This is a genomic window from Piscinibacter defluvii (assembly GCF_004011805.1).
Taxonomy (GTDB): Bacteria; Pseudomonadota; Gammaproteobacteria; order Burkholderiales; family Burkholderiaceae_C; genus Piscinibacter; species Piscinibacter defluvii.
Genome location: NZ_RCHJ01000003.1, coordinates 254,928 through 281,370, shown reverse-complemented (window position 1 = coordinate 281,370; position 26,443 = coordinate 254,928). Strand labels below are relative to the sequence as shown.

Annotated in this window: 30 protein-coding genes; 25 read left to right on the top strand and 5 right to left on the bottom strand. The window is 71.2% G+C overall.

Annotated features, from left to right (window positions below; genetic code table 11):
* Positions 1-30 precede the first annotated feature (30 nt).
* Genes D9C15_RS10805 through D9C15_RS10790 form a run of 4 tightly spaced genes read left to right on the top strand, consistent with a single transcriptional unit; the run spans position 31 to position 3,461 of the window.
* A complete protein-coding gene (locus D9C15_RS10805; protein WP_127997454.1) occupies positions 31-804 on the top strand; it encodes an amino acid ABC transporter ATP-binding protein in 774 nt (257 codons plus the stop codon).
* A 1-nt stretch (position 805) separates the two neighbouring features.
* Positions 806-1,567, top strand: coding sequence for a sugar phosphate isomerase/epimerase family protein (locus D9C15_RS10800; RefSeq protein WP_127997453.1), 762 nt, complete (start codon positions 806-808; stop codon positions 1,565-1,567).
* Positions 1,564-2,502: a sugar kinase gene (locus D9C15_RS10795; protein WP_127997452.1), complete on the top strand. Its 939-nt coding sequence runs from the start codon at positions 1,564-1,566 to the stop codon at positions 2,500-2,502. Before D9C15_RS10800 ends, D9C15_RS10795 begins: the two co-directional genes overlap by 4 nt.
* On the top strand, positions 2,499-3,461 hold the full coding sequence (locus tag D9C15_RS10790; protein WP_127997451.1) for a 2-hydroxyacid dehydrogenase: 963 nt from the start codon (positions 2,499-2,501) through the stop codon (positions 3,459-3,461). Before D9C15_RS10795 ends, D9C15_RS10790 begins: the two co-directional genes overlap by 4 nt.
* Before the next feature lie 42 nt (positions 3,462-3,503).
* On the opposite strand, the gene D9C15_RS10785 is transcribed toward D9C15_RS10790, so the two are convergent.
* Positions 3,504-4,106 carry a phenylacetic acid degradation protein PaaY gene (locus D9C15_RS10785; RefSeq protein WP_127997450.1) on the bottom strand — a complete coding sequence of 201 codons (603 nt, stop codon included), beginning with the start codon at positions 4,104-4,106 and terminating at the stop codon, positions 3,504-3,506.
* Between the two features lie 124 nt (positions 4,107-4,230).
* Between D9C15_RS10785 and D9C15_RS10780 the strand changes: the two genes are divergently transcribed.
* The 18 genes from D9C15_RS10780 (at position 4,231) to D9C15_RS10695 (ending at position 19,240) form a co-directional block, all read left to right on the top strand.
* Positions 4,231-5,028: an enoyl-CoA hydratase-related protein gene (locus D9C15_RS10780; protein ID WP_127997449.1), complete on the top strand. Its 798-nt coding sequence runs from the start codon at positions 4,231-4,233 to the stop codon at positions 5,026-5,028.
* The gene (gene paaI / locus D9C15_RS10775; protein WP_127997448.1) at positions 5,028-5,474 is read left to right on the top strand and encodes a hydroxyphenylacetyl-CoA thioesterase PaaI; all 447 of its coding nucleotides are present in this window, start codon (positions 5,028-5,030) and stop codon (positions 5,472-5,474) included. The genes D9C15_RS10780 and paaI overlap by 1 nt, the downstream gene beginning before the upstream one ends.
* 15 nt (positions 5,475-5,489) lie before the next feature.
* The gene (gene paaK, locus D9C15_RS10770; RefSeq protein ID WP_127997447.1) at positions 5,490-6,809 is read left to right on the top strand and encodes a phenylacetate--CoA ligase PaaK; all 1,320 of its coding nucleotides are present in this window, start codon (positions 5,490-5,492) and stop codon (positions 6,807-6,809) included.
* A gap of 11 nt (positions 6,810-6,820) precedes the next feature.
* Positions 6,821-7,834: a 1,2-phenylacetyl-CoA epoxidase subunit PaaA gene (paaA, locus tag D9C15_RS10765; RefSeq protein WP_127997446.1), complete on the top strand. Its 1,014-nt coding sequence runs from the start codon at positions 6,821-6,823 to the stop codon at positions 7,832-7,834.
* Between the two features lies 1 nt (position 7,835).
* On the top strand, positions 7,836-8,123 hold the full coding sequence (gene paaB / locus D9C15_RS10760; RefSeq protein WP_127997445.1) for a 1,2-phenylacetyl-CoA epoxidase subunit PaaB: 288 nt from the start codon (positions 7,836-7,838) through the stop codon (positions 8,121-8,123).
* On the top strand, positions 8,123-8,872 hold the full coding sequence (gene paaC / locus D9C15_RS34010; protein WP_127997444.1) for a 1,2-phenylacetyl-CoA epoxidase subunit PaaC: 750 nt from the start codon (positions 8,123-8,125) through the stop codon (positions 8,870-8,872). Before paaB ends, paaC begins: the two co-directional genes overlap by 1 nt.
* Positions 8,866-9,354, top strand: a complete 489-nt coding sequence (gene paaD, locus D9C15_RS34005; RefSeq protein WP_127997443.1) for a 1,2-phenylacetyl-CoA epoxidase subunit PaaD — start codon at positions 8,866-8,868, stop codon at positions 9,352-9,354. Before paaC ends, paaD begins: the two co-directional genes overlap by 7 nt.
* A gap of 13 nt (positions 9,355-9,367) precedes the next feature.
* Positions 9,368-10,432, top strand: a complete 1,065-nt coding sequence (paaE, locus tag D9C15_RS10745) for a 1,2-phenylacetyl-CoA epoxidase subunit PaaE (protein ID WP_127997442.1) — start codon at positions 9,368-9,370, stop codon at positions 10,430-10,432.
* On the top strand, positions 10,432-11,052 hold the full coding sequence (locus tag D9C15_RS10740) for a TetR/AcrR family transcriptional regulator (protein WP_127997441.1): 621 nt from the start codon (positions 10,432-10,434) through the stop codon (positions 11,050-11,052). Before paaE ends, D9C15_RS10740 begins: the two co-directional genes overlap by 1 nt.
* A 58-nt stretch (positions 11,053-11,110) precedes the next feature.
* On the top strand, positions 11,111-12,262 hold the full coding sequence (locus D9C15_RS10735) for an ABC transporter substrate-binding protein (protein WP_127997440.1): 1,152 nt from the start codon (positions 11,111-11,113) through the stop codon (positions 12,260-12,262).
* Between the two features lie 20 nt (positions 12,263-12,282).
* Positions 12,283-13,488, top strand: coding sequence for a BaiN/RdsA family NAD(P)/FAD-dependent oxidoreductase (locus D9C15_RS10730; protein ID WP_240668364.1), 1,206 nt, complete (start codon positions 12,283-12,285; stop codon positions 13,486-13,488).
* A 154-nt stretch (positions 13,489-13,642) separates the two neighbouring features.
* Positions 13,643-13,855, top strand: coding sequence for a 30S ribosomal protein S21 (rpsU, locus tag D9C15_RS10725; RefSeq protein WP_054018851.1), 213 nt, complete (start codon positions 13,643-13,645; stop codon positions 13,853-13,855).
* A gap of 66 nt (positions 13,856-13,921) precedes the next feature.
* The gene (locus D9C15_RS10720) at positions 13,922-14,368 is read left to right on the top strand and encodes a GatB/YqeY domain-containing protein (protein ID WP_127997438.1); all 447 of its coding nucleotides are present in this window, start codon (positions 13,922-13,924) and stop codon (positions 14,366-14,368) included.
* Between the two features lie 11 nt (positions 14,369-14,379).
* On the top strand, positions 14,380-14,733 hold the full coding sequence (locus D9C15_RS10715) for a protein tyrosine phosphatase family protein (protein ID WP_127997437.1): 354 nt from the start codon (positions 14,380-14,382) through the stop codon (positions 14,731-14,733).
* Positions 14,734-14,764: 31 nt separating this feature from the next.
* On the top strand, positions 14,765-16,144 hold the full coding sequence (locus D9C15_RS10710) for a cache domain-containing protein (protein ID WP_127997436.1): 1,380 nt from the start codon (positions 14,765-14,767) through the stop codon (positions 16,142-16,144).
* Positions 16,141-16,755 carry a response regulator transcription factor gene (locus D9C15_RS10705; RefSeq protein ID WP_127997435.1) on the top strand — a complete coding sequence of 205 codons (615 nt, stop codon included), beginning with the start codon at positions 16,141-16,143 and terminating at the stop codon, positions 16,753-16,755. The genes D9C15_RS10710 and D9C15_RS10705 overlap by 4 nt, the downstream gene beginning before the upstream one ends.
* Before the next feature lie 131 nt (positions 16,756-16,886).
* A complete protein-coding gene (locus D9C15_RS10700) occupies positions 16,887-17,477 on the top strand; it encodes a TRAP transporter small permease subunit (RefSeq protein WP_127997434.1) in 591 nt (196 codons plus the stop codon).
* Positions 17,474-19,240: a TRAP transporter large permease gene (locus D9C15_RS10695; RefSeq protein WP_127997433.1), complete on the top strand. Its 1,767-nt coding sequence runs from the start codon at positions 17,474-17,476 to the stop codon at positions 19,238-19,240. Before D9C15_RS10700 ends, D9C15_RS10695 begins: the two co-directional genes overlap by 4 nt.
* A 101-nt stretch (positions 19,241-19,341) precedes the next feature.
* Here the strand turns inward: D9C15_RS10695 and D9C15_RS10690 are convergent, their stop codons facing one another.
* Both D9C15_RS10690 and pmbA read right to left on the bottom strand, forming a co-directional pair.
* Positions 19,342-20,424 carry a TRAP transporter substrate-binding protein gene (locus D9C15_RS10690; RefSeq protein WP_127997432.1) on the bottom strand — a complete coding sequence of 361 codons (1,083 nt, stop codon included), beginning with the start codon at positions 20,422-20,424 and terminating at the stop codon, positions 19,342-19,344.
* A gap of 118 nt (positions 20,425-20,542) precedes the next feature.
* The gene (pmbA, locus tag D9C15_RS10685) at positions 20,543-21,931 is read right to left on the bottom strand and encodes a metalloprotease PmbA (RefSeq protein WP_127997431.1); all 1,389 of its coding nucleotides are present in this window, start codon (positions 21,929-21,931) and stop codon (positions 20,543-20,545) included.
* 58 nt (positions 21,932-21,989) lie between these two features.
* Here pmbA and yjgA point away from each other — a divergent pair, with 58 nt between their 5' ends.
* The 3 genes from yjgA to D9C15_RS10670 are packed head-to-tail and all read left to right on the top strand — an operon-like array spanning position 21,990 to position 24,748.
* Positions 21,990-22,511 (top strand): ribosome biogenesis factor YjgA, encoded by a 522-nt coding sequence (gene yjgA, locus D9C15_RS10680; RefSeq protein ID WP_127997430.1) that lies wholly within the window; start codon positions 21,990-21,992, stop codon positions 22,509-22,511.
* Positions 22,504-23,091 carry a molybdopterin adenylyltransferase gene (mog, locus tag D9C15_RS10675; RefSeq protein ID WP_127997429.1) on the top strand — a complete coding sequence of 196 codons (588 nt, stop codon included), beginning with the start codon at positions 22,504-22,506 and terminating at the stop codon, positions 23,089-23,091. Before yjgA ends, mog begins: the two co-directional genes overlap by 8 nt.
* 13 nt (positions 23,092-23,104) lie before the next feature.
* The gene (locus tag D9C15_RS10670; protein WP_127997428.1) at positions 23,105-24,748 is read left to right on the top strand and encodes a FecR domain-containing protein; all 1,644 of its coding nucleotides are present in this window, start codon (positions 23,105-23,107) and stop codon (positions 24,746-24,748) included.
* Between the two features lie 76 nt (positions 24,749-24,824).
* Here the strand turns inward: D9C15_RS10670 and cysE are convergent, their stop codons facing one another.
* Together cysE and D9C15_RS10660 are read right to left on the bottom strand one after the other, a co-directional pair.
* Positions 24,825-25,604 (bottom strand): serine O-acetyltransferase, encoded by a 780-nt coding sequence (gene cysE / locus D9C15_RS10665; protein ID WP_127997427.1) that lies wholly within the window; start codon positions 25,602-25,604, stop codon positions 24,825-24,827.
* Between the two features lie 52 nt (positions 25,605-25,656).
* Positions 25,657-26,376, bottom strand: coding sequence for an RNA methyltransferase (locus tag D9C15_RS10660; RefSeq protein ID WP_127997426.1), 720 nt, complete (start codon positions 26,374-26,376; stop codon positions 25,657-25,659).
* Positions 26,377-26,443: the final 67 nt, after the last annotated feature.

The following is a 26,443-nucleotide window of genomic DNA, read 5'->3' as shown; positions in this document are numbered from 1 at the left end:
GCTGCCCCTTCACTCTCACCGGACACCGCGATGAGCACCCAAGATCCCATCATCCGCATCGAGAAGGTCAGCAAGTGGTACGGCCACTTCCAGGTCCTGACCGACGTCGACCTCGACGTGCGCCAGGGCGAGCGCATCGTCATCTGCGGGCCCTCGGGCTCGGGCAAGTCGACGCTGATCCGCTGCATCAACCACCTCGAGAAGGTGCAGCAGGGCCGCATCGTCGTCGACGGCATCGAGCTCACCGGCCACCACCGCAGGAACGTCGACGCGGTGCGGCGCGAGGTCGGCATGGTGTTCCAGCAGTTCAACCTGTTCCCGCACCTGACCGTGCTGCAGAACTGCACGCTCGCGCCGATGCACACCCGCGGCACGAGCCAGGCCGAGGCCGAGGAGACGGCGATGAAGTACCTGCGGCGGGTGCGCATCCCCGACCAGGCCCACAAGTACCCGAGCCAGCTCTCCGGCGGCCAGCAGCAGCGCGTCGCGATCGCGCGTGCGCTGTGCATGAGCCCGAAGATCATGCTGTTCGACGAGCCGACCTCGGCGCTCGACCCGGAGATGGTCAAGGAGGTGCTCGACACGATGATCTCGCTGGCCGAGGACGGCATGACCATGCTGTGCGTCACCCACGAGATGGGCTTCGCGCGCAGCGTCGCCGACCGGGTGATCTTCATGGCCGACGGTCGCATCCTCGAGCAGGGGCCGCCGCAGCGCTTCTTCGCGCAGCCCGAGCACCCGAAGCTGCAGGCCTTCCTCGGCCAGATCCTCAGCTCGCACCACGGCCAGCCGGCGCATGCCTGAGATGAGCAGCATCCTGATCTCGCTGTCCTCGTTCGGAGCCGCCGAGGTGCGGCGCCACGGGCAGCCCTGGTTCACGCGCCTGGCCGCCCAGGCCGGCGCCGACGGCATCGAGGTGCGCGGCGAACTGCTGGTCGACGGCGAGGCCGAGTTGCCGGCCATCGCCGACGCGGCCGGGCCGCTGCAGCTTGTCTACTCCAGCCCCGAGGGGCTGTGGTCCGAGGCCGGCAGCCTGGATCGCGACGCACTCGAACGCGCGCTGCGTGCGGCGGGCCGGCTCGGCGCCGCGCGCCTGAAGATGTCGATCGGCGGCTGGACGGCGGCCTCCTCGGGCTCGCTGCCGCGGCTGGGCGATCGCCTGGCCGATGCCGGCGTCGAGCTGCTGATCGAGAACGACCAGACCGCCGGGGCCGGCACGCTCACGGCGCTGGCGCGCTTCTTCGACGCGGCACAAGCCCACGGGTTGCAGCTCGGCATGACCTTCGACATGGGCAACTGGCACTGGACGGGCGAATGCCCGCTGCAGGCCGCGGCCACGCTCGCGCCGCGTGTGGCCTACGTGCACTGCAAGGGCGTGCAGCGCCAGCCGCAGCGCTGGATCGCGGTGCCGCTGGGCGAATCCGCCGCGCCGTGGCGCGCGGTGCTGCGCGGCCTGCCCGGCGGGCGGCCCTGGGCGATCGAATACCCGCTCGCGGGCGAGGACCTGCTGGCGCTGACGCGGCGCGAGGTCGAGCAGCTGCGTGCGGTGGCGAGGAGCCTGGCATGAGCCTGGACGTCGTCACCTTCGGCGAGGCGATGCTGATGCTGGTCGCCGACCGGCCCGGGCCGATCGAGGAGGCCGAGTGCTTCGCCAGGCGCAGCGCCGGCGCCGAGACCAACGTGGCGATCGGCCTGGCGCGGCTCGGGCTGAAGGTCGGCTGGGTCAGCCGGCTCGGCACCGACTCGATGGCGCGCTACCTGCTCGGCACGATGCAGCGCGAGGGCATCGACTGCTCGCATGTCGTGGGCGATCCGGCGCAGCGCACCGGCCTGCAGTTCAAGGGCCGCGTGGCCGGCGGCGGCGACCCGCCAGTGGAGTACCACCGCAAAGGCTCGGCGGCGAGCCTGTTCCAGCCCGAGCAGATCGACGTGCCCTGGCTGGCCTCGGCGCGCCATCTGCACGCCACCGGCGTGTTCGCGGCGCTGTCGGACAGCTGCCTGGCCACGGCGCGGCGCAGCCTGGCCCTGATGCGGGCGGCCGGCCGGACGATCTCGTTCGACCCCAACCTGCGGCCCGCCCTCTGGCCCTCGCCGGAGCGCATGCGCGAGGTGATCAACGAGCTCGCGGCGCAGGCCGACTGGGTGCTGCCGGGCATCGAGGAGGGCCGCTTCCTGACCGGCGCCGACACGCCCGAAGGCATCGCCCGCTTCTACCGCGACCGCGGCGCGCGGCTGGTCGTCGTCAAGCTCGGCCCCGAAGGCGCGTACTACGACGGCGCGGCCGGCAGCGGCCGAGTCGCCGGCTTCCCGGTGGCGCAGGTCGTCGACACCGTCGGGGCGGGAGACGGCTTCGCGGTGGGCGTGATCAGCGCCCTGCTCGAAGGCCGCGCGGTCACCGACGCGGTGCGGCGCGGGGCCTGGATCGGCGCCCGCGCCGTGCAGGTGCTCGGCGACACCGAAGGACTGCCCACGCGGGCCCAACTCGAGGAATCCGGACCATGACCCGCAAGAACGTGCTCGTCTTCCGCGAGCTGCCCGCCGACCAGCTGGCGCGCCTGCAGGCGGCCCACGACGTGACGGTCGCCAACCCGCGGGTGCCGGCGCAGCGTGATGCGTTCTTCGCCGCCCTGCCGCAGGCGCAGGGCCTGATCGGCTCGAGCTTCCGCATCGACGAGGCGGTGCTCGCCCACGCGCCACGCCTCGAGGTGGTGTCGAGCATCTCGGTCGGCGTCGACAACTACGACCTGGCGGCGCTGAAGCAGCGCGGCATCGTGCTGTGCAACACCCCGGGGGTGCTGACCGAGACCACCGCCGACACGATCTTCGCGCTGGTCATGGCCACCAGCCGGCGCCTCGTCGAGCTGGCGCTGCACGTGCGCGAAGGCCGCTGGACGCGCAACATCGACGAGACGCTGTTCGGCTGGGACGTGCACGGCAAGACACTCGGCATCCTCGGCTTCGGCCGCATCGGCCAGGCCGTGGCGCGGCGCGCGGCGCTCGGCTTCGGCATGCCGGTGCTCTACCACAACCCGTTTGCGGTCGACCTGCCCGAGCTCGGCGGCCGGGCGCGCCTGGCCCCGCTCGAGGCGCTGCTCGGCGCGGCCGACATCGTGGTCTCGACGCTGCCGCTGACCGACGAAACGCGCGGGCTGATGGACGCACGGCGCTTCGCGGCCATGAAGCCCGGCGCGATCTTCGTCAACGGTTCGCGCGGCGGCATCGTGAACGAGGCCGACCTGCTGGCGGCGCTGGACAGCGGGCACCTGCGCGCCGCCGGGCTCGACGTGTTCGCGGTCGAGCCGCTGCCGCCCGACTCGCCGCTGCGCACCCACCCGCAGGTCACGGCCTTGCCGCACATCGGCTCGGCCACGCACGAGACGCGCCACGCGATGGCGGTGCTGGCGACGAACAACCTGCTCCAGGCGCTCGGCGGCGAGCGGCCGGCCGCCACCGTCGAGTGACGGGCCCGGCGGCGCGGGAACTTGCCCGTCCGGGCGTGGCCCTCAGGCCCGCTTGGTCGCCACCAGCGGCTTCAGCTCGCTGACCGTCATGCGCGGCCGGTCGGGCTGCACGGCGCTCAGCGGCGCCACCTCCTCCAGCGAGGCCAGGCAGCGCCGCGTCAGCGCCTGGTAGAGCCCGGTGCCCTCGGCCTTCCAGGCCAGTTCCTGCTCGGTCAGTTCGCGCAGCACCTTGGCCGGCACACCGGCGGCCAGCGTGCGCGGCGGGATCTTGAAGCCCGCGCGCACGAACGCGCTCGCCGCGACGAAGGCGCCCTCGCCCACCTCGGCCTCGTCCATCACTACCGCATTCATGCCCACCAGCGCGCCGCGCCGCACGATGCAGCCGTGCAGCACTGCGCCGTGGCCGACATGGCCGTCGGCCTCGATCAGCGTGTCGGCGCCAGGGAAGCCGTGCATCACGCAGGTGTCCTGCAGGTTGGCGCCCTCGTGCAGCACGATGCGGCCGAAGTCGCCGCGCAGGCTGGCGCAGGGGCCGATGTAGCAGCCGGGGCCGACGATCACGTCGCCGATCAGCACCGCGCTGGGATGGACGTGCGCGCTCGGGTCGACGACGGGCGTCCAGCCGTCGAGTCGGTAACAGGGCATGGGGGTCTCGCTGGGTGGTGGTTGGGGCTTTCCCGCATTCCGGCCGGCTTGCCGCGGAACACGGGTTGACCTACATTAACTTTCATTGACCGATCGGTCAACGAATAACCATCAAGCCCCACCGATGCCGACCGACGATCCCGTGCTGCTGACCCGCCGCGATGGCGCCGTGCTGACGCTGACGCTGAACCGCCCGCAGGCGCTGAACAGCTTCGACGGTGCGCTGCACGACGCCTTGATGGCGGCCCTCAAGGACGCCGCCGCCGATGCGACGGTGCGCTGCGTGGTGCTCACCGGCGCCGGCCGCGGCTTCTGCGCCGGGCAGGACCTGTCCGACCCGGCCGTCGCCCCCGGGCCGCAGCCGCGCGACATCGGCGCACTGATCGAATCACGCTACAAGCCGCTGGCGCTGCTGCTGGCCGACTTCCCGGTGCCGCTGGTCGCGGCGGTCAACGGCGTCGCCGCCGGCGCCGGCGCGAACCTGGCGCTGAACTGCGACCTGGTGCTCGCGGCACGTTCGGCCTCGTTCATCCAGGCCTTCGCGAAGATCGGCCTGATCCCGGACTGCGGCGGCACCTGGCTGCTGCCGCGGCTGGTGGGCCGCGCCAACGCCCTCGCGCTGGCGCTGCTGGGCGACAAGCTGCCGGCCGAGGAGGCGCAGCGCATCGGCCTGATCTGGCGCGTGGTCGACGACGCGGCGCTCGCCGCCGAGGCCCAGGCGGTCGCCGCGCGGCTCGCGGCGATGCCGAGCCACGCCCTGGCCGAGACGCGCCGCGCCTTCGCCGCGGCCGACCACCTGTCGCTGGCCGAGGCGCTCAGCCGCGAGGCCGACGTGCAGCGCAAGCTCGGCTTCGCCCACGACTACCAGGAAGGCGTGACGGCGTTCTTCGCCAAGCGCGCACCGCAGTTCAAGGACCGGTGATGAACGCCCGCGACGATGCCGCCGCCCAGGCGCTCGCCGAGCGCGTGCGCGACACCATGTACGCCACCGACCGCGCCGCCCATGCCCTGGGCATGGAGGTGGTGGCCGTCGGCCCCGGCACGGCGAGCGTGGCCATGACGGTGCGCGAGGAGATGCTCAACGGCTTCGGCTCCTGCCAGGGCGGCCTGATCGCGACGCTCGCCGACATGGCCTTTGCCTACGCCTGCAACTCGTGGAACGAGATGACCGTGGCCTCCGGCTTCGAGATCGAACTGCTCGGACCGGCACGTGCCGGCGACCGGCTCGTCGCGCGCGGCGAGGCGGTCTCGCAGGGGGCGCGGCTGGGCGTCTACGACATCCACGTCACCAACCAGCGCGGCGAGCGCGTCGCGCTGTTCCGCGGCCGTTCGTACCGCCTCAAGGGCAAGCCCGTGGTGGCGGCCTGATCCGGAGAACTGCCCATGCCCGTCAAGCGCCCCGCCCCCGGCGACCTGGAGCCGATCGAGACCGCCAGCCGCGACGAGTTGCAGGCCCTGCAGCTCGAGCGCCTGCGCTGGAGCCTCAGGCACGCCTACGAGAACGTGCCGCACTACCGCCGCGCCTTCGAGGCTCAGGGTGTGCACCCGGACGAGCTGCGCACGCTGGCCGACCTGGCGAAGTTCCCCTTCACCACCAAGAAGGACTTGCGCGAGAACTACCCCTTCGGCATGTTCGCCGTGCCGCGCGAGCAGGTGGTGCGTGTGCATGCCTCCTCCGGCACCACCGGCAAGCCGACGGTGGTGGGCTACACGCAGGGCGACATCGACCGCTGGGCCGGCCTGGTGGCGCGTTCGATCCGTGCCGCCGGCGGCCGCGCCGGCGACATCGTGCACGTGGCCTACGGCTACGGCCTGTTCACCGGCGGGCTGGGCGCGCACTACGGCGCCGAGAAGCTCGGCTGCACGGTGATTCCCATGTCCGGCGGGCAGACCGAGAAGCAGGTGCAGCTGATCCAGGACTTCCGGCCCGACATCATCATGGTCACGCCGAGCTACATGCAGGTGATCATCGAGGAGTTCCGCCGCCTGGGGCTGGACCCGCGGAAGATGTCCGTTTCGGTCGGCATCTTCGGCGCCGAGCCCTGGACCGAGGCGATGCGGCGCGACATCGAGGCCAGCGCCGGCATCGACGCGGTCGACATCTACGGCCTCTCGGAAGTGATGGGCCCGGGCGTGGCCAACGAATGCATCGAGGCCAAGGACGGCCCGGTGATCTGGGAAGACCATTTCTACCCCGAGATCATCGACCCCGAGACCGGCGCGGTGCTGCCCGACGGCGCGGAAGGCGAGCTCGTCTTCACCACGCTCACGAAGGAGGCGCTGCCGGTGGTGCGCTACCGCACGCGCGACCTGACACGCCTGCTGCCGCCCACCGCGCGCAGCATGCGGCGCATGGGCAAGATCGTCGGGCGCAGCGACGACATGCTGATCATCCGCGGCGTGAACGTGTTCCCGACCCAGATCGAGGAGCTGATCCTGCAGCACGCCAAGCTGTCGGGCCAGTACCAGCTGGTCGTCACGCGCAACGGCCTGCTCGACCAGCTCTCGGTGCGCTGCGAGGTGCGGCCCGACGCCGCGGCCGCCGACACCGCCTCGCGGCGCGAGATCGGCGAGTGGCTGCAGCACCGCATCAAGACGCTGGTGGGGGTGAGCGCCGAGGTGGACGTCGGCCTGCCGGATTCGATCGAACGCACGCTGGTCGGCAAGGCGCGCCGCGTCGTCGACAAGCGCCCCAAGGGATAAGGAGCAGCACGATGTACACCCAAGCCATGGACACGATGGCCCGCGAGGCGCGCGAGGCCAAGGTGCAGGTGGTCAAGTCGCCCGAGGAGCAGGCGCGCGAGGCGGCGTTCGAGGCACGCATCGACGCCGGCGAGTTCATCGAGGCCAAGGACTGGATGCCGGAGCACTACCGCAAGACGCTGGTGCGGCAGATCAGCCAGCATGCGCACTCGGAGATCGTCGGCATGCTGCCCGAGGGCAACTGGGTCACGCGCGCGCCCACGCTCAAGCGCAAGGCCATCCTGCTGGCCAAGATCCAGGACGAGGGCGGCCACGGCCTGTACCTGTACGCCGCCGCCGAGACGCTGGGCGTCTCGCGCGACGAACTGCTCGACGCGCTGCACAGCGGCCGCGCCAAGTACAGCTCGATCTTCAACTACCCGACGCTGACCTGGGCCGACGTCGGCGTGATCGGCTGGCTGGTCGACGGCGCGGCGATCATGAACCAGGTGCCGCTGTGCCGCTGCTCCTACGGCCCGTACGCACGTGCGATGGTGCGGGTGTGCAAGGAGGAATCCTTCCACCAGCGCCAGGGCTTCGACGCGCTCTACACGATGATGAGCCGGGGCACGCCCGAGCAGCGCGCGATGGTGCAGGACGCGGTGAACCGCTGGTGGTGGCCGAGCCTGATGATGTTCGGCCCGCCCGACGCCGAGTCGACGCACGGCACGCAGTCGATGCGCTGGGGCATCAAGCGCGTGAGCAACGACGAGCTGCGCCAGCGCTTCGTCGATGCGACGGTGCAGCAGGCCCAGGTGCTGGGTGTCAGCCTGCCCGACCCGGACCTGACCTGGAACGAGGAACGCAAGTCCTGGGACTTCGGCGCCATCGACTGGGCCGAGTTCTGGAACGTGGTCAACGGCCACGGGCCCTGCAACCGCGAGCGCCTGGCCGCCCGCGTCAAGGCCTGGGACGACGGCGCCTGGGTACGCGAGGCCGCGCTGGCGCACGAGCGCAAGAAGCAACTCAAGAGCAAGGTGGCATGAGATGAGCCGGAACGAATGGCCCCTGTGGGAAGTGTTCGTGCGCAGCCGCAGCGGGCTGGACCACAAGCACTGCGGCAGCCTGCACGCGAGCGACGCGGCGATGGCGATCCAGATGGCACGCGACGTCTACACCCGCCGCCAGGAGGGCGCGAGCATCTGGGTGGTGAAGTCCGACCAGATCGTCGCCTCCGACCCGGACACGCGCGACATGTTCTTCGAGCCGGCCGAGGACAAGGTCTACCGCCACCCGACCTTCTACAAGCTGCCGGCCGACGTGGACCAGATGTGATGGACAACTCGACGCTCTACGTCCTGCGCATGGCCGACGCCTGCCTGATCCACGGGCAGCGCCTGGCCGAATGGTGCGGCCACGCGCCGGTGCTCGAGGAGGACATCGCGCTGACCAACGTCGCGCTCGACCACATCGGCCAGGCGCGCGCGCTGCTGACGCTGGCCGGCCTGCTCGAGGGCCGCGGCCGCGACGAGGACATGCTCGCCTTCCTGCGCGACGAGCGCGACTACCGCAACCCGACCATGCTCGAGCTGCCGGTGGGCGACTTCGCGGTGACGGTGCTGCGCAGCTTCCTGTGGTCGTCGTTCATGAAGGTGCTGTGCAGCGCGCTGGCCGGCTCGTCGAACGCTCAGCTCGCCGCCATCGCCGCCAAGAGCCTGAAGGAGGTGCGCTACCACTGGCAGCACAGTGCCGACTGGGTGGTGCGGCTGGGCGACGGCACCGAGGAGTCGCAGCGCCGCCTGCAGGCCGCGCTGCTGCAGCTGTGGCCCTACACGGCCGAGTGGTTCGACGACGACGAGATCGACCGCGCCGCGCAGGCCAGCGGCCTGGGGCCGGCCTGGAGCACGCTGCAGCCCGCCTGGCACGCCTCGATCGATCCCGTGCTCGCCGAGGCCACGCTCGCGCTGCCGGCGGACACGCCGTTTCGCTCCACCGGCAAGCGCGGCGTACACAGCGAGCACATGGGCTACCTGCTGGCGCACATGCAGGCGCTGCCGCGCGCCTTTCCCGGAGCGGTGTGGTGAACGAGGCGGCGGCCTGGGGCGCGCTGGCCGAGGTGCTCGATCCCGAGGTGCCGGTGCTCTCGGTGGTCGACCTCGGCATCGTGCGCTCGGTGGCCGTCGATGCGGACGACCGTGTCGCCGTCACGCTGACGCCCACCTACTCCGGCTGCCCCGCCACCGAGGTGATCGAGCAGGCCGTGGTCGACGCGCTGCGCCAGGCCGGCGCGCGCGAGGTCGCCGTGCAGCACCGGCTCGACCCGCCCTGGACCACCGACTGGATCAGCCCGGCCGCCGCCGAGAAGCTGCGCGCCTACGGCATCGCGCCGCCGCACCTGCAGGCGGCCGACGCGCAGCCGCTGCGCTTCCACCCGCGCAGCATCGCGTGCCCGCGCTGCGCCGGCACGAACACGCAGCAGCTCTCGGCCTTCGGCGCCACCGCCTGCAAGGCGCTGTACCGCTGCCTGGACTGCCTCGAGCCCTTCGAACTCTTCAAGCCGATCTGAGCGGACCGACACCATGAGCCTGCAATTCCATCCCCTGAGCGTCGCCAGCGTCGTGCGCGACGCGGATGCGCTGCTGGTCGGCTTCGACGTGCCGCAGACGCTGCGCGACACCTTCGCCTTCACGCACGGCCAGTACCTGACGCTGCGCACCGAGATCGACGGCGAGGACGTGCGCCGCAGCTACTCGATCTGCAGCGGCGTGGACGACGGCGACCTGCGCATCGGCGTGCGCCTGCTGCCGGGCGGCAAGTTCTCGGGCTGGGCCGAGCAGGCGCTCAAGCCGGGCGATGCGCTGCAGGTGCTGCCGCCGCAGGGCCGCTTCACGCTGCCGATCGAGCCGCAGGCGCGGCGCCACGTGCTGATGATCGCCGCGGGCAGCGGCATCACGCCGATGCTCTCGCTGATCAAGACGCTGCTGGCGCGGGAGCCGCACACGCGCGTCTCGCTGATCTACGGCAACCGCAAGCTCGCCTCCACCATGCTGCGCGAGGAGCTCGCGGCGCTGAAGGACCGCTACCTGAACCGCCTGTCGCTGCACTTCGTGTTCTCGCGCGAGGCGCAGGATGCGCCGCTGTTCAACGGCCGGCTCGACGAGCAGCGCCTGGGCGAGTTCCTGCGCACGCTGGTGCCGGCCGAGTCGGTCGACGAGGCCTTCGTCTGCGGGCCGGCCGGCATGATCGACGCGGCGGTCACCGCGCTCGAGCGCGCCGGCGTGGGCGGCGGGCACATCCACGTCGAGCGCTTCGGCGACGTCACCGCGGCGGCGGCGCACCATGTCGAGGAGCGCGACGCCGACCATGCCGAAGTCACGCTGGTGATGGACGGCCTCGAGCGTGCGGTCGAGTTCCGCCTCAGCGACCCGTCGATCCTCGATGCGGCGCGCCGCACCGGGCTGGACGTGCCCTACTCCTGCAAGGCCGGCGTGTGCTCCACCTGCAAGGGCCGCGTGCTGGAGGGCGAGGTGCGCATGGACCGCAACCATGCGCTCACCGAGGCCGAGGTCGCCTCCGGTTTCGTGCTGTGCTGCCAGGCGCACCCGCTGACGCAGAAGGTGACCATCACGCTCGACCAACGCTGATGGCACGGTCCAGGTCGCCCGACTGGGATGTCAACCGCGAGGCCATCGTCCGCACCGCGGCGCGGCTGTTCTCGGCCCAGGGCTACCCGGGCACCTCGATGAGCGACCTGGCGCGCGCGTGCGGCATCAGCAAGCCGCTGCTCTACCACTACGTCAGCGACAAGTACGAGCTGCTGCGCGAGATCGCCGAGGGCCATGTCACGCGGCTGGCGGCGCTGGTGGCCGAGGTCGAGGCGCTGCGCCTGGCGCCGCCGGCGCGGCTGCGCGAGCTGATCCGCCGTTTCGTGCACGAGTACGCGCTGGCGCGCCACGACCACGGCGTGCTGACGCAGGACGTCAAGTTCCTCGAGCCGCGCGACCGGCGCCGCGTGCTCGACAAGGAGCGCGCCGTCGTGGCCGCCTTCGCCGCGACCATCGCCGAGGCGCGCCCGGAACTGGCGCGCGCCGCGCTCGACAAGCCGCTGACCATGCTGCTGTTCGGCATGATCAACTGGATGTTCACCTGGCTGCAGCCCGAGGGACCGCTCAGCCACGACGACATGGCACCGATCGTCGCCGACCTGTTCCTCGGCGGGCTCGGCGCGGTCACGCCGCCGGCGTCGGTGGAAGCCCGCAACTGATTCGTCGACCGAGCAGTCGATAATTCCCCGCCCCCCTCACGCCCCTGGAGACAAGACCATGACCCTCACCCGCAAGCTCGTGCCGCTGGCGCTGGCGCTGCTCGGTGCCACCGGCGCCGCGCAGGCCGACATCACCGTCGGCGTCACCGTCTCGGCCACCGGCCCGGCGGCCTCGCTGGGCATCCCCGAGAAGAACACGATCGACCTGATGCCCAAGACCATCGCCGGGCAGAAGGTCAACTACATCGTGCTCGACGACGGCTCCGACACCACCAAGGCGGTGGCCAACACGCGCAAGCTGATCACCGAGGACAAGGTCGACATCGTGCTCGGCTCGACCACCACGCCCAACTCGCTGGCGATGATCGACGTGGTGGCCGAGAACCAGACGCCGATGATCTCCATGGCCGCCTCGGCGCGCATCGTCGAGCCGGTCGACGCCAAGAAGCGCTGGGTGTTCAAGACCCCGCAGAACGACATCATGATGTCGCTGGCCATCGCCGGGCACATGGCCAACAACGGCGTCAAGACGGTCGGCTTCATCGGCTTCGCCGACGCCTACGGCGAGGGCTGGTACGGCGAGTTCAGCAAGGTGGCGGCGCTCAAGGGGCTGCAGATCGTCGCCAACGAGCGTTATGCCCGCACCGACACGGCCGTCACCGGCCAGGTGCTGAAGATCATGGGCGCCAAGCCCGACGCGGTGCTGATCGCCGGCTCCGGCACGCCGGCCGCGCTGCCGCAGAAGACGCTCAAGGAGCGCGGCTACACCGGCAAGTACTACCAGACGCACGGCGTCGCCAATGCCGACTTCCTGCGCGTGGGCGGCAAGGACGTGGACGACACCTTCCTGCCCGCCGGCCCGGTGCTGGTGGCCGACCAGCTGCCGGCCAGCCACCCGGTGCGCAAGTCGGCCCAGGCCTACGTGGCGGCCTACGAGGCGGCGCACGGCAAGGGCTCGGTCTCGACCTTCGGCGCGCATGCCTGGGATGCCGGCCTGCTGATGGCCGCCGCGGTGCCCAACGCGCTGAAGAAGGCCAAGCCCGGCACGGCCGAGTTCCGCGTCGCGCTGCGCGACGCGCTCGAGCAGCTCAAGGACGTGGCCGGGGCACACGGCATCTTCACGATGTCGCCCAACGACCATCTGGGCCTGGACCAGCGTGCCTACGTGATGGTGAAGATCCAGAACGGCGCCTGGAAATTCCAACCCTGAACCCGACACCCTTCGATGCAGTGATCGTCGGCGGCGGCGCCGCCGGCCTTCACTGCGCCGGCATCGCCGGGCAGCTCGGCGCGAAGGTGCTGCTGCTCGACCACTCGGCCAAGGTGGCTGAGAAGATCCGCATCTCGGGCGGCGGGCGCTGCAACTTCACGAACCGCGACGCCGGCCCGGCGAACTTCCTCTCCGCCAATCCGCACTTCTGCCGCTCGGCGCTGGCGCGCTACACGCCGGCCGACTTCCTCGAACTGCTGCGGCGCCACGCCGTTCCCTGGCACGAGAAGCACCGCGGCCAGCTGTTCTGCGATCGTTCGGCCGAGGACGTCATCACGCTGCTGCTGCGCGAATGCGAGGCCGGCGGTGTGGTGCGGCGCCAGCCCTGCGCGGTGCACGCGGTGCGTCCGCGTGCCGGCGGCGGCTTCGAACTCGACACCGACGGCGGCCCCGTGCAGGCGGCCCGCCTGGTGGTCGCCACCGGCGGGCTCTCGATCCCGAAGATCGGCGCCAGCGACTGGGGTTACCGGCTGGCGCGGCAGTTCGGCCACACGATCGTCGAGACACGCCCCGGCCTCGTGCCGCTGACCTTCGACTCGGCCGCCTGGGCCCCGTTCGCGGCGCTGTCGGGCCTGTCGCTCGAGGTCGACATCGAAACCGGCGCCGGCAAGTCGCGTGCTCGCTTCCGCGAAGACCTGCTGTTCACCCACCGCGGCTTGAGCGGCCCGGCGGTGCTGCAGGCCTCGAGCTACTGGCGCCCCGGCCAGGCCCTGCGCATCGACCTGGCGCCGGGGCAGGATCTGGCCACCACCCTGCTGCACGCCAAGGCGGGCTCGAAGCGCCAGCTCGGCACCGAGCTGGCGGCGCTGCTGCCGCGCCGCCTGGCCGAGACCTGGCTGGCCACCACGCCGGAGCTCGCCTGCCGCCCGCTGCCCGAGACACGCGACCAGGAGCTGCGCGAGCTGGCCCGGCGCCTGCAGCACTGGGAACTGCAACCCGACGGCGACGAGGGCTACCGCAAGGCCGAGGTGACGCTGGGCGGCGTCGACACGCGCGAGCTGAGTTCGCAGACGCTGGAGAGCAGGCGCGTCCCCGGCCTGCACTTCATCGGCGAGGTGGTCGACGTGACCGGCTGGCTCGGCGGTTACAACTTCCAATGGGCCTGGGCGAGCGCCGCCGCCTGCGCGCGGGCGCTGGGCGAGCGCCCCGCCGAGAGTGCCCACTGACCGGCGCTTGCGGCGCCGGCGATCCGGCATATAATCGCGGTCTTTGCCGGCAAACCCGCGCCGCGATTGCGACAGCGCCGAGACCAGGAACTCCGGACCCTCCTGACCCTCGGCCGTCGCAACACCGAGCGCATCTCAACCTCACCTTCTGTACATGACTACGATTCGCGTCAAGGAAAACGAGCCGTTCGATGTGGCACTGCGCCGCTTCAAGCGCACCATCGAGAAACTCGGGCTGCTGACCGACCTGCGTGCCCGCGAGTTCTACGAGAAGCCCACGGCGGAGCGCAAGCGCAAGAAGGCCGCGGCCGTCAAGCGCCATTTCAAGCGCGTTCGCAGCATGCAGTTGCCCAAGAAGCTGTACTGAGCCGGCGACGTATCGTTGAAGCCCGCACGGAGCACCGCGCGGGCTTCGTCGTTTGTGGAGATGCCGATGAGCCTCAAAGAGCAGATCACCGAAGACATGAAGACCGCGATGCGCGCCAAGGATGCGGCGCGCCTGCTGACCATCCGCGGCCTGATGGCGGCGATGAAGCAGAAGGAGGTCGACGAGCGTATCGAGCTCGACGACGTTGCCATCGTCGGCATCGTCGACAAGCTGATCAAGCAGCGCAAGGACTCGATCGCCCAGTTCTCCGCCGCCGGCCGCACCGACCTGGTCGACAAGGAGAGCGCCGAACTGAAGGTGCTCGAGGGCTACCTGCCGCAGCGCCTGTCGGCCGAGGAGGTCGCCGCGGCGGTGGCCGCGATCGTGGCCGAGCTCGGCGCCACCGGCCCGGGCGACATGGGCAAGGTGATGGCCGCCGTCAAGGCGAAGCTGGCCGGCAAGGCCGACATGGCCCTGGCCTCGGCCGCGGTCAAGCAGGCCCTTTCCCGTTGAAGGAGTTGTCCATGGTCGATACCCGCCAACTGCTGCGCGCACTGACGCCCGAGGTCTGCGTCGCACCGCAGATGACGCCCGAGGCGATGGCCGAGCTGGCCGCGCTCGGCTTCAAGGCCGTCATCAACAACCGGCCCGACTTCGAGGAAGGCCCGCAGCAGCCCACGAGCGCGCAGATCGAGGCCGCCGCGCGTGCCGCCGGGCTCGAGTACGCCTGGCTGCCGGTGCAGCCGGCGTTCCAGTCGCCGCAGGAGATCGCGCGCATGGCCGAGCTGCTGGCCGCGCTGCCGCGGCCGCTGGTGGCGTTCTGCCGCAGCGGCGCGCGTTCCACCAAGCTGTACCAGGCCGCCAGCGCGGCGCGCTGAGCGCGGCCGCCGGCGCGACCCGGGCTCCGCGATGCGGCTGCGCGCCAAGCTCCTGCTGCTGGCGCTGGTGCCGCTGCTGGTCTCGCTGGCGCTGATCGCCTGGGGGGTGCGCCAGCAGCAGCGCGAACTCTCCGAGCGCGAGCGCGCGCTGGTCGAATCCACCTACATGGCGGCCAAGCGCACCGAGTTGCTGAACCTGATGGCGCTGGCACGCAGCAGCCTCGCCCCGCTGTACGACACGCGGCGCGAGGACGACGCCATCCGCACCCAGGCGCTGCACCTGCTGGCCGCGATGGACTACGGCATCGACGGCTACTTCTTCGTCTTCGACACCTCCGGCCGGAACCTGCTGCACCCGCGCCAGCCCGAACTCGCCGGGCGCGACCTGTGGGACCTGAAGGACAGCCGCGGCGTGCCGGTGATCCGCGAGCTGATCGCTCGTGCCCACGAGGGTGGCGGCTTCGTGCGCTACCACTGGCCCAAGCCCTCCACCGCCGCCGAGACGCCCAAGCTCGCCTACGCGATCTCGCTGCAGCGCTGGAACTGGGTGGTCGGCACCGGGCTGTACCTGGACGACATCGCCTCCACGCTGGCCGAGGTCGACCGCCAGGTCGACGAGAACGTGGACCTCACGCTGCGCTGGATCGCCGCCATCGCCGCGATCGGCGTGCTGCTGATCGGCGCCAGCGGGCTGGCGCTGAACCTGAGCGATGCACGCGTGGCCGAGTCCAAGCTGCGCCTGCTGGCGCGCCAGGTCGTCAAGTCGCAGGAGGACGAGCGCGCCCACCTCTCGCGCGAGCTGCACGACGGCACCAGCCAGAACCTGGTCTCGGTGAAGCTGCTTCTCGAGAGCGCCGCCGCGCAGCTCGGCCCCGAGCGCACCCCCCCGGCCCTGCAGCGCGCCCTGCAGCGCCTGGCCGGCGCGCTGCACGAGGTGCGCGTGATCTCGCACCGGCTGCGCCCCGCCGAGCTCGACGTGCTGGGCCTGCCCGCCGCGCTCGACGACCTGGGCCAGGAGTTCCACCGCCTCGGCCGGGCGCGTTTCTCGCTGCGTGTGCGCGGCCCGGCCGACGAGCTGCCGGAGGAGGTCAACACGGTGCTGTTCCGCGTCACCCAGGAGTCGCTGACCAACATCCACAAACATGCGCAGGCGAGCCAGGTGCAGGTGCGGCTGATCCGCCACCCGCGCGGCGTGCGCCTGACCATCGTCGACGACGGTGTCGGCTTCGACGTGCCGGCGATCCGCGCCGATCCGCGGCGCGGCATCGGGCTGCGCAACCTGCGCGAGCGGGTCGAGACCATCGGCGGCAGCTTCAGCGTGCTGTCGCGCCCCGGCCGCACCGAGCTGCGTGCCGACCTGCCCGCCGAGGCGCTGGCGCGCTTCGCGCCGCCGCGGCAGGAGGCCGCATGACGCGGGTCCGCATCCTGCTGGTGGACGACCATCCGCTGGTCCGCGAAGGGCTGCGGGCACGCCTGGGCGTGGTGCCCGGCCTGCAGGTGGTCGGCGAAGCCGGCGACGCGGTGTCGGCACTCGAGGCGGTCGAGCGCGAGCGCCCCGATCTGGTGCTGATGGACGTGGGCATGAAGCAGACCAGCGGCATCGCGCTGACGGCCCAGCTGCTCGGCCTGCAACCCGGCCTGCGGGTGCTCATGCTGAGCATGTACGACAGTCCCGAGACCGTCGGCCGTGCCATGGCCGCCGGCGCCAGTGGCTATGTGCTGAAGGAGGCCCCGGCCGAGGAGATCGTGCAGGCCATCGAGTCGGTCGCGGCCGGCGGGCGCTTCATCGGCAGCGGTCTCGTCGAGCCCGGTGCGCCCGAGCACACGCCGCTGTCGCCGCGCGAAGGCGAGATCCTCGATTGCCTGGCCGACGGACTGCCCAGCAAGCAGATCGCCACCCGGCTGGGCATGAGCGTGCGCACCGTCGAGACGCACCGCCACAACATCCGCCGCAAGCTGCGCCTGGCCGGCCAGGCCGAGCTGATCCGCTACGCGGTCGAGCGCCGGCGCGGCACCGGCTGACGTTGCGTAGTACCACTTAGCGGTTTCACCCGTTGCGCCGGTGTCCCCGCTCGCAGTCTCATCGGGGGTATTGCGACGCGGCCGCCGGTGGGCGCCTGCCCGCCGCTTCCGACCACTTTCGGAGACCACCTTTGTCCTTCCTCCTGTCCCTTTCGCGCCGCATCGACGCGCTGTCCGAGTTCATCGGACGCTGGCTGTCGTGGCTGGTGCTTGCCGCGGTGCTGATCAGCGCCACCAACGCCATCGTGCGCAAGACCTTCGACACCAGCTCGAACGCCTTCCTCGAGATCCAGTGGTACCTGTTCTCGGCCGTGTTCCTGTGTGCCGCCGGCTACACCATGCTGCGCCAGGAGCACGTGAAGATCGACGTGATCCTGCACCGCTTCAGCCGGCGCACGCAGGTGAAGGTCGAGATCTTCGGCATCGTCGTCTTCCTGTTCCCGTTCGTCTTCGCGGTGGTCGACCTGGTGCTGCCGCTGGTGATCCGGGCCTACACCTCGGGCGAGATGTCGTCCAACGCCGGCGGGCTGATCCGCTGGCCGGTCTATGCGCTGGTGCCGATCGGCTTCACGCTGCTCGGGTTGCAGGGCATCTCCGAACTCGTCAAGCGCATCGCCTTCCTGAAGGGACTGGGAGACGACCCCGGCAAGAAGAAGCAGGAGAAGACCGCCGAGGAAGAACTGGCTGAAGCGATCCTGCGGGCCGAAGGAGCAAAGAAGTGATCGAGTTCCTGCACGCCTACATGGCCCCGATCATGTTCCTGGGGCTGATCGTCTTCCTGCTGATGGGCTTCTCGGTCGCGTTCTCGCTGGCCGCCTGCGGCTTGTTCTTCGGCTACCTGGGCGTGGAGATCGGCCTGCTGCCGGCCACGCTGATGCAGGCGCTGCCGCTGCGCGTGTTCGGCATCATGGCCAACGAGACGCTGCTGGCGATCCCGTTCTTCACCTTCATGGGCCTGATCCTCGAGCGCTCCGGCATGGCCGAGGATCTGCTGGACACCATCGGCCAGCTGTTCGGCCCGATCCGCGGCGGCCTGGCCTACGCGGTGATCCTGGTCGGCGCGATGCTCGCGGCCACCACCGGCGTGGTGGCTGCCTCGGTGATCTCGATGGGCCTGATCTCGCTGCCCATCATGCTGCGCTACGGCTACGACCGGCGCATCGCGTCGGGCACCATCGCCGCCTCCGGCACGCTGGCGCAGATCATCCCGCCCTCGCTGGTGCTGATCATCCTGGCCGACCAGCTCGGCCGCAGCGTCGGCGATCTGTACAAGGGCGCCTTCATCCCCGGCTTCGTGCTGACCGGCCTGTACATCGGCTTCATCCTGCTCGTCACGCTGTGGCGGCCGCAGTGGGCGCCGGCGCTGCCGCCCGAGGCCCGCTCCATCAAGGAGGACGACGGCACGCCGGGCCTGCGTTCGCTGGGGGTGCTGTTCGTGCTGTCGGTGGGTGCGGCGGTGGCGTTTGCATACAGCCGTCCGGCGAACGCACCGACAGACGAAACCATCGTCGTGTCGATGTGCGTCGGCGTCGGCGTGGCCTTCGCGCTGTCGGTGCTGAACCGGCTGCTGCGCCTGAAGCTGCTGTCGCGCATGGCCGAGCGGGTGACCTTCGTGCTGATCCCGCCGCTGGCGCTGATCTTCCTGGTGCTGGGCACCATCTTCCTGGGCATCGCCACGCCCACCGAAGGCGGCGCGATGGGCGCGGTCGGTGCGCTGGCGATGGCACTCGCGCGCCGGCGACTGAGCATGAAGCTGATGCGCCAGGCGATGGACAGCACGATGAAGCTGTCGTGCTTCGTCGTCTTCATCCTGCTCGGCTCGACGGTGTTCAGCCTGTCGTTCCAGGGCGTGGACGGACCGAAGTGGGTCGAGCACCTGCTGACCAGCCTGCCCGGCGGCCAGCTCGGCTTCCTCATCGTCGTCAACATCCTGGTGTTCCTGCTGGCCTTCTTCCTCGACTTCTTCGAACTCTCGTTCATCGTGATCCCGCTGCTCGGGCCGGTGGCCGAGAAGCTGGGCATCGACCTGGTCTGGTTCGGCGTGCTCCTGGCCGTGAACATGCAGACCTCGTTCATGCACCCGCCGTTCGGCTTCGCGCTGTTCTACCTGCGCAGCGTGGCGCCGCACGACGACTACAAGGACCGCCTGACGGGCAAGACGATCGCCAAGGTGACCACCGGCCAGATCTACTGGGGCGCGGTGCCCTTCGTGGTGATCCAGATCATCATGGTCGGCCTGATCATCGCCTTCCCGAACATGGTGTCGGGCGGCCTGGGCAAGAAGGCCGAGATGGACACCACCAACATCCAGCTCGAGGTCGACAAGCCCGACTACGGCAACAAGGACGACGACGCCAACAAGCTGTTCGCCCCCGATGCGGGCGCCAGCGGTGCCGCCGCCGGCGCCCCGGGCGCCTCGGCCCCGGCCGAGGAGGATCCGATGGAGGCCATCAAGCGCGCGCTCGAGCAGGACAAGAAGAAGTAGCGAGGCGGCCCCGCGGCCTGCCGGGGCCGCGGAACCGGACCCGCCAATGAAAAACCCCGCCGGTTCGCACCGGCGGGGTTTGTCGTTTCAGCGCGATGCGCTCAGAGCTTCTGCGCCTGCATGAAGTCGTCGAAGCCCGACTCGGTGAAGCGGAACCACAGGTTCTGGTCGCGGCGGAAGGCCGAGAAGTCCTCGTAGATCTTCTTCCAGGCCGGGTTGCTGCCGCTGAGTTCGCTGTACAGCGCCAGCGCCTCCTTGAACGCGGCTTCCATCATGTCGCGCGGGAAGCGGAACAGCTTGGTGCCGCCGGCCACCAGCTGCTTCAGCGCCGCCGGGTTGCGCGCGTCGTACTTGGCCTGCATGTCGACGTGCGCCGCGGCCGTGGCCGCCTCGATGATGGCCTTGTACTCGGCCGACAGGCCGTCGTAGGCCTTGGTGTTGACGTAGAAGTCCAGCTGCGGGCCGCCTTCCCACCAGCCCGGGTAGGCGTAGTTCGGGGCGATCTTGTAGAAGCCGAGCTTGAAGTCGTCGTACGGTCCCACCCACTCGGCCGCGTCGATGGTGCCCTTCTCGAGCGACTGGTAGATCTCACCGCCGGGAATGTTCTGCGGCACGCCGCCGATGCGCTCGAACACCTTGCCGCCGAAGCCACCGATGCGGAACTTGGCACCCTTCACGTCGGCCAGCGACTTGATCTCCTTGCGCCACCAGCCGCCCATCTGGGCGCCGGTGTTGCCGCCGACGAAGTTGACGATGTTGTAGCCGCGGTAGAACTCGCGCATCAGCTTCAGGCCGTTGCCTTCGACCATCCAGGCCGTCATCTGGCGCGAGTTCAGGCCGAACGGGATCGCGCAGCCGAGCGCGAACACCGGGTCCTTGCCGAAGAAGTAGTACGGCGCGGTGTGCGCCATCTCGACGGTGGCGGCCTGCACGCCGTCGACCACGCCGAACGGAGGCATCAGTTCGCCGCCGGCATGCACGGAGATCTGGAACTTGCCGCCGGACATCTCGCCGACCAGCTTGGAGAACACCTCGGCCGCGCCGAAGATGGTGTCCAGCGACTTCGGGAAGCTCGAGGCCAGGCGCCAGCGGATGTTGGCCTGTGCATGCACGATGGCCGGGGCGGCACCCGCGGCCAGCACGCCGGCGAGGCCGGCATGCTGCATGAAGGAACGACGTTCCATGCGTGAATCTCCTGTGAGGGATAGAAAGGCGCGGGCATTCTAGGCCGGGGGTCCAAACGCCTCCGCCCGGTGTTTACCCCTGCGAAAAACAACGTATCCCGCGGCTGCGGGAGCGGGGTCAGGAGCCGGCGATCTTCATGCGCTCGAGCAGCACCGAGCCGGTGGTCTTGCTGCCCACCGTGTAGGCGTCGGCGCCGACGGCGACGATGTGACGCAGCATGTCGCGCAGGTTGCCGGCGATCGTGATCTCGTGCACCGGGTGCGCGATGCGCCCGTTCTCGACCCAGAAGCCGGCCGCGCCGCGCGAGTAGTCGCCCGTCACGTAGTTGACGCCCTGCCCCATCAGTTCGATGACGAACAGCCCGCGGTGCAGCTTGCGCAGCATCGCGTCGAGGTCGTCGCCGGGCTGGGTGTGGCGGCTGGTCAGCGTCAGGTTCTGCGAGCCGCCGGCGTGGCCGGTGGTGCGCATGCCGAGCTTGCGCGCCGAGTAGCTCGAGAGGAAGTAGCCCTGCAGCACGCCGCCCTTGACCACGTCGCGTGCGCGCGTGACCACGCCCTCGTCGTCGAACGGGGCGCTGCCCTTGCCGCGCGGGATGTGCGGGTCCTCGTGCAGGTCGAGGTGCGCGGCCAGCACATGCTTGCCGAGGCTGTCGACCAGGAAGCTGGACTTGCGGTACAACGCGCCGCCGCTGGTGGCCTGCACCAGCGCGCCGAGCAGCCCGGCGGCGACCGTGGACTCGAACAGCACCGGCACCTCGCAGGTGCGGATCTTGCGGCTGCCCAGGCGCGACAGCGCCCGCTCGGCCGCGTAGCGCCCCACCGCCTCGGGCTCGGCCAGCGCCTGCGGCATGCGCATCGAGCTGTACCAGGCGTCGCGCTGCATGTCGTCGCCGTTCTTGCCGGGCAGCGAGGCGATCGGCGCCACCGAGAGCGAGTGGCGCGAGCTGGCATAGCCGCCGCGGAAGCCGCGGCTGTTGGCGGCGAAGAAGTGCGACTGCTGCGCCGACACGCCGGCGCCGTCGGAGTTGGTGATGCGGCGGTCCACGGCCAGCGCGGCGGCCTCGCAGCGCTGCGCGATCTCGACCGCCTGCTCGGCGTCGATGTCCCAGGGGTGGAACAGGTCCAGGTCGAGCGCCGCGGCCGGGCCGAAGGCCAGGTCCTCCACCTCGGGCAGGCCGGCGGCCGGGTCCTCGGCGGTGAAGCGCGCGATGTCGTGTGCCGCGCGCACGGTCTGCTCCAGCGCGGTGCGCGAGAAGTCGGAGGTGCTCGCGTTGCCGCGCCGCTGGCCGACATAGACGGTCACGCCGAGCGACTTGTCGCGGTTGCGCTCGACGTTCTCGATCTCGCCCTTGCGCACGCTGACCGACAGGCCCACGCCTTCGGACACCTCGACCCCGGCGTCGCTCGCGCCGAGCTGCTTCGCGGCGGCCAGCGCGTCCTCGGCGAGCTGCTCGAACTGGGCGCGGGTCAGGGCGAAACCGGTGCGGGGCGTGGTGGTGGTGAGCATGGGATGGAGGGCGAAAGGCCCGCGGCTATGATACCCAGCCCTCACCCCCACCCCGCCCATGTCTCCCGTCGACGCCCCTGGCGAGGACGCCGCCGAACGGCCCAGCAAGACGCAGCGCAAGAAGGCCTCGCACGAGCTGCAGGACCTGGGCGAGGCCCTGGTCGCGCTGCCGGAGGACCGCGTGGACGCGCTGCCGCTGCCCGAGCCCCTGGCCGACGCCGTGCGCGAGTACCGCCGCACCCGCTCGCACGAAGGCCGGCGGCGCCAGATGCAGTACATCGGCCGGCTGATGCGCGGCACCGACACCACACCGATCCGCCAGGCCGTGCTCGACATGCAGCTCGGCCGCGCGAAGGACTCGCTCGCGCTGCACCAGGCCGAACGCTGGCGCGCCGAGCTGATCGCCAGCGACGACGCGCTGACCGGCTTCCTGCGCGAGCACCCGGCCGCCGACGCCCAGCAGCTGCGCACGCTGGTGCGCAATGCGCGCAAGGATGCCGCGGCCGCGCCCGAGCAGCGCAGCGGGCGCGCCTTCCGCGAGTTGTTCCAGTTCATCAAGCAGGCCAGCCTCCATGAGTGAACCTTCCTTCGACGCGGTCCGCATCGGCCTGGTGTCGGTGAGCGACCGCGCCTCCAGCGGCGTCTACGAGGACAAGGGCATCCCGGCGCTGCAGGAGTGGCTGCAGCGCGCGTTGCGCAACCCGATCGCCTGGGAGACCCGGCTGATCCCCGACGAGCAGCCGCAGATCGAGGCCGCGCTGCGCGGCCTGGTCGACGAGGCGCGCTGCGACCTGGTGCTGACCACCGGCGGCACCGGCCCGACCAAGCGCGACGTCACGCCGGAGGCCACGCTGGCCGTGGCAGACAAGGTCATGCCCGGCTTCGGCGAGCAGATGCGCCAGATCAGCCTGAACTTCGTGCCCACCGCGATCCTGTCGCGCCAGGTGGCGGTGATCCGCGGCAACGCGCTGGTCATCAACCTGCCGGGCCAGCCCAAGTCGATCGCCGAGACGCTGCAGGGCCTGCCCGAGCGCGGCGTGCACGGCATCTTCGCCGCGGTGCCGTACTGCATCGACCTGATCGGCGGCCCCTACCTCGAGACCGACGAGGCGGTGATCAAGGCCTGGCGGCCGAAGAACGCCGTGCGGCCCGCGCGCTGAGGCCGCCCTGGCGATGCGCAGGTCGTACACACGCACCGCCGCCCTGCTGGCCGCCGGCAGCATCGCCGCCCCGCTGATGGCGGCCGAGACGATGCTCGAGTACCGGGTCAGCCCGCGCGACACGCTGATCGGGCTGTCGGAACAGGTGTTCACCAGCCCGCGTGCCTGGCGCGAGATCGCCCGCATCAACCGCCTGCCGGACCCGAACCGCATCTATCCCGGCCAGGTGCTGCGCGTGCCGGCACGGCTGATGCGCAGCACGGCGCTGCCGGTGCGCATCGCCAGCACCATCGGCGAGGTGCGCAGCGGCGGTGCCGCGGTCGAGGCGGGCGCGGTGCTGGCCGAGGGCCAGGCGCTGGAGACCGCGCCGAAGTCCTCCGCCGTGCTCGAGCTGGCCGACGGTTCCCGGGTGCGTGTGCCGCCGGCCACGCTGGCCGAGATCGTGGCCAGCCGCAGTGCCGGCCCGAACCCCGAACTCGCGCAGCGCACCGCGAACGAAGGCTGGTTCACCGGTGTGCTGCGCATGGTGCGCGGCTCGGTCGAGGTGCTGGCGACCAAGGTCCGCCGCCAGGCGCCGCTCGAGGTCACGACGCCGACGGCGGTGGTCGGCGTGCGCGGCACGCACTACCGCATCCGCTTCGACGACGAGGCGCCGATCACGCGCAGCGAGGTGCTCGAAGGCAAGGTCCGGCTCGACAGCGCCGACCGCAAGGCCGGCACCGATCTGCCGGCCGGCTTCGGCGGCACGCAGGCCGCCGCGGGGCCGGCGGCGAAACCCACGCCGCTGCTGCCTGCGCCCGACCTCGCCGCGATGCCCGAGCTGTTCGAGCGGCCGCTGGTGCGCTTCGCGCTGCCGACCGAGCAGTCGACGGTGCGGGTGCAGGTGGCCGTCGACCCCGCGTTCGACAAGATCGTCGACGACCAGCGCGTGGTGGCCGGCAGCGACGTGCGCATCACCGGCCTGCCGGACGCGCGCTGGTACCTGCGCGCACGCCGGCTCGACGCACAGGGCATCGAGGGCTACGACGCGGTGCGCCCGTTCGTGCTGAAGGCGCGCCCGGAGCCGCCGGCGATCAACGCGCCGCGGCCCGGCGGCAAGCAGTCGCTCGGGCCGCTGGAGCTGCAGTGGTCGCCCAACCTCGAGGCCGCGAGCGTGCGCCTGCAGGTGGCGCGCGACGAGCAGTTCCAGGCCATCGTGCTGCAGCGCGAGGGCCTGGCGGGCAACCGCGAACGCATCGAGCTGCCCGAGGCCGGCAGCTACTGGTGGCGCCTGGCCAGCACCCGCGCCGATGGCGACCGTGGTCCGTTCGGCGACCCGCAGCGCTTCGAACTGCGCCCGCTGCCCGAGCCGCCCAAGGGCGGCGTGGCGGCCGACGGCCGGACGCTGGCGATCGCCTGGGGCGGCCGGCCCGGCGACACGCAGCACGTCGAACTGGCGCGCGACCCGGCCTTCAAGGAGATCGTGACGCAGGCCGATCTCGACCAGCCCGAGTGGAACCTGCCGCTGCCGCGCCCCGGCGGCACCTACTACTTCCGTTACCGCAGCATCGAGCCCGACGGCTTCGTCGGGCCCTACAGCACGCCGCTGGTCATCGAGGTGCCGCGCGACTGGACGACCTACCTGCTGATGCTCTCGCCGCTGCTGCTGCTGCTGTGACGGGGCTGGGCCGGCGCCGGGCCGCCCCAAGCCGGCCGGCGCCCCTCGGGGGCAGGAGCGAAGCGACTGGGGGGCGTTATTTCACCAGGCGGTTCAGCCGCTCGGCGTCGAACTGCTCGGTGACATGCGCGTCTTCCGGCACGCATTGCACGCCGGGCAGCTCGCGCGAGCGGGCCGAGAGCTTCTCGATCGCCTGCCACAGCAGGGCGATCTGGTGCTCGTGGCCCGACGCGTTGTCGATCAGGCCCTTCATGGCCTGCGATACCGGGTCGTCCCCCTGCGTCACGCCGTAGGCCGAGAAGCCCATCTTCGCGGCCGCGGCCTCGCGCTTCGCGTCGCCCTCGGCGTTGATGATGCGCGCCGGGTTGCCGACCGCCGTGGCGCCCGCCGGCACCGGCTTGACCACCACCGCGTTCGAGCCGACCCGCGCGCCCTCGCCGACCGTGAAGCCGCCCAGCACCTGGGCATTGGCGCCGACGATCACGCCGCGCTCGAGCGTCGGGTGGCGCTTGGTGCCGCGGCCGAGCGAGGTGCCGCCGAGCGTCACGCCCTGGTAGATGGTGCACTCGTCGCCGACCTCGGCCGTCTCGCCGATCACCACGCCCATGCCGTGGTCGATGAAGACTCGCCGGCCGATCGTCGCGCCGGGGTGGATCTCGATGCCGGTGAGGAAGCGGGCCAGGTGCGAGATGAAACGCGCCGCCCAGCGCCAGCCGAGCCGCCAGCAGGCCTTGGCCCAGCGGTGCATCACCAGCGCGTGCAGGCCGGGGTAACAGGTCAGCACCTCCCAGCGCGAGCGCGCCGCGGGGTCGCGCTCGAGGATGCAGTCGATGTCTTCGCGCAGACGCTGGAACATGATCTTCTCTCGGGCTGGTCATGGCAGTGTAGCCGCGAGGCCAAAGGCTTGCTCAGCCGCGCCGCCGGCCGATGGCGCGGGCCATGCCGCGCAGGATGTCGACCTCCTCGCGCGTGGGCTGTACCCGGGCCAGCAGCTGGTTCAGGCGCGGCATCAGCTTCTTCGGCGCGGCCGGGTCGAGGAAGCCGATCTCCACCAGCGTGCGCTCCCAGTGCGCCAGCAGTCCCTGCACCGCGGCGGCGTCGGCCAGCGTCGGGTCGGGCGTGCGCGGCTGCACCGGGAAGCCGCCCAGCGCCTGGCGCCAGTCGTAGGCGATCAGCTGCACCGCCTGCGCCAGGTTGAGCGAGCCGTAGGCCGGATCGGTGGGGATGCTCAGGCAGGCATGGCAGCGGTAGACGTCGTCGTTGCTGAGCCCCACGCGCTCGGTGCCGAACAGGAAGGCGACCCGCTGGCGGCTCTCGGCCAGCGCCGGGAACAGCGCGCGCGGCGCCTGCGTCGGCGGGCCGAAATCGCGCGGCGTCATCGCGGTCGCACCCAGCCAGGTCACGCCGTCCAGCGCCTCGGCCAGCGTGCCCACGGTGCGGGCGCGCTCGAGCACGTCGGTGGCGCCGCTGGCCATCGCCAGCGCCTCGGGCTGCCGGGCGATGTCGGCCAGGCGCGGTGCGACCAGCACGAGGTCGCCGAAGCCCATCACCTTCATCGCGCGCGCGGCCGCGCCCACGTTGCCTGGGTGGCTGGTGCCGATGAGGATGAAGCGGGTCGGGTCGGACATGGTCGGGCGGCTAAAATCACGGGCTTCTCGCAGCGCGATTCTCCGCTGCCGCTCTTTCCCGCCGCCA

Excerpts from the sequence above, each read along its gene's own strand:
- D9C15_RS10705 (WP_127997435.1), top strand. The coding sequence starts at position 16,141 with ATGACGCGGGTCCGCATCCTGCTGGTGGACGACCATCCGCTGGTCCGC.
- paaI (WP_127997448.1), top strand. The coding sequence starts at position 5,028 with ATGAACGCCCGCGACGATGCCGCCGCCCAGGCGCTCGCCGAGCGCGTG.
- D9C15_RS10660 (WP_127997426.1), bottom strand. The coding sequence starts at position 26,376 with ATGTCCGACCCGACCCGCTTCATCCTCATCGGCACCAGCCACCCAGGC.
- mog (WP_127997429.1), top strand. The coding sequence starts at position 22,504 with ATGAGTGAACCTTCCTTCGACGCGGTCCGCATCGGCCTGGTGTCGGTG.
- D9C15_RS10785 (WP_127997450.1), bottom strand. The coding sequence starts at position 4,106 with ATGCCCTGTTACCGACTCGACGGCTGGACGCCCGTCGTCGACCCGAGC.
- paaE (WP_127997442.1), top strand. The coding sequence starts at position 9,368 with ATGAGCCTGCAATTCCATCCCCTGAGCGTCGCCAGCGTCGTGCGCGAC.
- D9C15_RS10670 (WP_127997428.1), top strand. The coding sequence starts at position 23,105 with ATGCGCAGGTCGTACACACGCACCGCCGCCCTGCTGGCCGCCGGCAGC.
- D9C15_RS10710 (WP_127997436.1), top strand. The coding sequence starts at position 14,765 with ATGCGGCTGCGCGCCAAGCTCCTGCTGCTGGCGCTGGTGCCGCTGCTG.
- paaC (WP_127997444.1), top strand. The coding sequence starts at position 8,123 with ATGGACAACTCGACGCTCTACGTCCTGCGCATGGCCGACGCCTGCCTG.
- yjgA (WP_127997430.1), top strand. The coding sequence starts at position 21,990 with ATGTCTCCCGTCGACGCCCCTGGCGAGGACGCCGCCGAACGGCCCAGC.
- paaA (WP_127997446.1), top strand. The coding sequence starts at position 6,821 with ATGTACACCCAAGCCATGGACACGATGGCCCGCGAGGCGCGCGAGGCC.
- cysE (WP_127997427.1), bottom strand. The coding sequence starts at position 25,604 with ATGTTCCAGCGTCTGCGCGAAGACATCGACTGCATCCTCGAGCGCGAC.
- D9C15_RS10740 (WP_127997441.1), top strand. The coding sequence starts at position 10,432 with ATGGCACGGTCCAGGTCGCCCGACTGGGATGTCAACCGCGAGGCCATC.
- D9C15_RS10715 (WP_127997437.1), top strand. The coding sequence starts at position 14,380 with ATGGTCGATACCCGCCAACTGCTGCGCGCACTGACGCCCGAGGTCTGC.
- D9C15_RS10735 (WP_127997440.1), top strand. The coding sequence starts at position 11,111 with ATGACCCTCACCCGCAAGCTCGTGCCGCTGGCGCTGGCGCTGCTCGGT.
- D9C15_RS10795 (WP_127997452.1), top strand. The coding sequence starts at position 1,564 with ATGAGCCTGGACGTCGTCACCTTCGGCGAGGCGATGCTGATGCTGGTC.
- paaB (WP_127997445.1), top strand. The coding sequence starts at position 7,836 with ATGAGCCGGAACGAATGGCCCCTGTGGGAAGTGTTCGTGCGCAGCCGC.
- D9C15_RS10805 (WP_127997454.1), top strand. The coding sequence starts at position 31 with ATGAGCACCCAAGATCCCATCATCCGCATCGAGAAGGTCAGCAAGTGG.
- D9C15_RS10780 (WP_127997449.1), top strand. The coding sequence starts at position 4,231 with ATGCCGACCGACGATCCCGTGCTGCTGACCCGCCGCGATGGCGCCGTG.
- D9C15_RS10790 (WP_127997451.1), top strand. The coding sequence starts at position 2,499 with ATGACCCGCAAGAACGTGCTCGTCTTCCGCGAGCTGCCCGCCGACCAG.
- D9C15_RS10690 (WP_127997432.1), bottom strand. The coding sequence starts at position 20,424 with ATGGAACGTCGTTCCTTCATGCAGCATGCCGGCCTCGCCGGCGTGCTG.
- D9C15_RS10800 (WP_127997453.1), top strand. The coding sequence starts at position 806 with ATGAGCAGCATCCTGATCTCGCTGTCCTCGTTCGGAGCCGCCGAGGTG.
- paaK (WP_127997447.1), top strand. The coding sequence starts at position 5,490 with ATGCCCGTCAAGCGCCCCGCCCCCGGCGACCTGGAGCCGATCGAGACC.
- rpsU (WP_054018851.1), top strand. The coding sequence starts at position 13,643 with ATGACTACGATTCGCGTCAAGGAAAACGAGCCGTTCGATGTGGCACTG.
- D9C15_RS10720 (WP_127997438.1), top strand. The coding sequence starts at position 13,922 with ATGAGCCTCAAAGAGCAGATCACCGAAGACATGAAGACCGCGATGCGC.
- pmbA (WP_127997431.1), bottom strand. The coding sequence starts at position 21,931 with ATGCTCACCACCACCACGCCCCGCACCGGTTTCGCCCTGACCCGCGCC.